Below are 1,887 nucleotides of genomic sequence, written 5' to 3'. Positions count from 1 at the left end.
TGCTGCCGGTGATCTTCTTCTCCGGCACGTCCGGTACGTCCGACACACAGGGCACGGCAGACGGCACGGTCGCGGTCAAGACGAAACATGAAGTCTCGCGACCATATCGGGTGATCGGCGGCCTGGTCCTGAGCTTCAGCCTGGTCACGCTGATCGGCTCGGCTTTGCTGTCGTTGCTGCACTTGCCGCAGGATGCCATCCGCTGGATCGCGCTGGTCGCGTTGATCGCAATCGGTCTCGGCTTGATCTTCCCGCGCTTCGAGCAGCTGCTGGAGCGGCCGTTCTCCCGCATCCCGCAAAAACAGATCGCCGCTCGTAGCAACGGGTTTGGTCTCGGCCTGGCACTCGGCGTGCTCTATGTTCCATGCGCCGGCCCAGTGTTGGCTGCGATTGTGGTGGCCGGCGCCACCGCGAGCATCGGTATGCCCGTCGTCATCCTCACCGTGGCCTTCGCCCTGGGCACGGCGGTGCCGCTGTTGTGCTTTGCGTTGGCCGGTCAACGAGTTACCCAGCGGGTCAGTGCTTTTCGCCGTCGCCAACGCGAGATCCGGATCACGGCAGGGGTGGTGACCCTGCTGCTGGCGGTGGCATTGGTGTTCAATCTGCCTGCGGCGCTGCAGCGGGCCATCCCGGACTACACCAGCTCATTGGAGAAGAAACTGGGCAGCGAGCAACAGATCCAGCAAGAGCTGGGCGGGATCGTCAACGGCCAGAACAAAGAGCTGTCGAACTGCACCAGTGGCTCCCCGGCGCTGCAGAACTGTGGCTCCGCGCCCGACCTCAAGGGCATCACTGCGTGGCTGAACACCCCGGGCGATAAACCGATCGACCTCCACTCGTTGCGGGGCAAGGTGGTGCTGATCGACTTCTGGGCCTACTCCTGCATCAACTGCCAGCGCGCGATCCCGCACGTCGAAGGTTGGTACAAGGCCTATCACAACGACGGTTTCGAGGTCATCGGCGTGCACACCCCGGAGTACGCGTTCGAGAAGGTCACCGGCAACGTCAAAAAGGGCGCTGCCGACATCGGCATCACCTACCCGATCGCCCAGGACAACAGCTACTCGACGTGGACGAACTACCGCAACCTGTACTGGCCGGCCGAATATCTGATCGACGCCGGCGGTGTCGTCCGGCACGTCAACTATGGCGAAGGCGACTACGACGGCACCGAGCAGTTGATCCGTGAGCTGATCGCCGGCGCGCGACCGAAAGTCGCACTGCCCCCGCGGGTGGACGCACCCGACACCACCCCGCAGCGCGGCCTGACTCCCGAGACGTACTTCGGCGTCGGCAAGATGGTCAACTACGCCGGAAGCGGCGTCTACGACAAGGGGCAGGCGACCTTCACCTACCCGCCCGCAATGCCGAACGACACCTTCGCCCTGCAGGGACCGTGGGCACTCGACTACGAGGGCGCGACCGCCAACAGCGACACGTCGAGCATCGAGCTGAACTACTACGCCAAAAACGTCTACATCGTCGTCGGCGGAACCGGGAATCTGACGGTGACGCGCGACGGGAAGACTGCCACGGTGCCGGTCAGTGGGCCGCCGACCTCACACCAGATCGTCGACCGCAACGACCTGGCCCGCGGACTGCTTGACGTGCGCTGCAGCAAAGGGCTGCAAGTGTTTTCCTTCACCTACGGCTAAAGCCTCATGGCGTGATGACGTGCGACGGGTCGGGGCGCAGCTCCGGAGGCGCCTGGCTGTAGTCGCCGAACGGCCCGTCGCGGCGCTCGACCGCGGCCCGGACACCCTCGGTGGCGGCGGTCTGGACGAAGTCGAGCGCTTCGGGGGTGTTGCGCATCAGGCCGTCGAGAATGCCGCCCAGCATCTGGGTGGACGCCAGGCCCATGTTCTCGTAGGCCTGGTTGACGATCAG

Annotated in this window: 1 protein-coding gene and 1 pseudogene; one reads left to right on the top strand and one right to left on the bottom strand. The window is 64.7% G+C overall.

Features of this window, described 5'->3' with window-relative positions; translation table 11 throughout:
• Positions 1–1,655: cytochrome c biogenesis protein DipZ (locus WAN71_RS06395; protein WP_422224527.1), on the top strand; the 1,655-nt coding region annotated here is incomplete at its 5' end.
• 4 nt (positions 1,656–1,659) lie between these two features.
• On the opposite strand, the pseudogene WAN71_RS06390 reads toward WAN71_RS06395, so the two are convergent.
• Positions 1,660–1,887: pseudogene (locus tag WAN71_RS06390) on the bottom strand (enoyl-CoA hydratase); the annotation flags it as partial.

Source organism: Mycobacterium sp. (assembly GCF_049280035.1).
Taxonomy (GTDB): domain Bacteria; phylum Actinomycetota; class Actinomycetes; order Mycobacteriales; family Mycobacteriaceae; genus Mycobacterium.
This window is presented reverse-complemented; position numbering and strand designations above follow the sequence as displayed.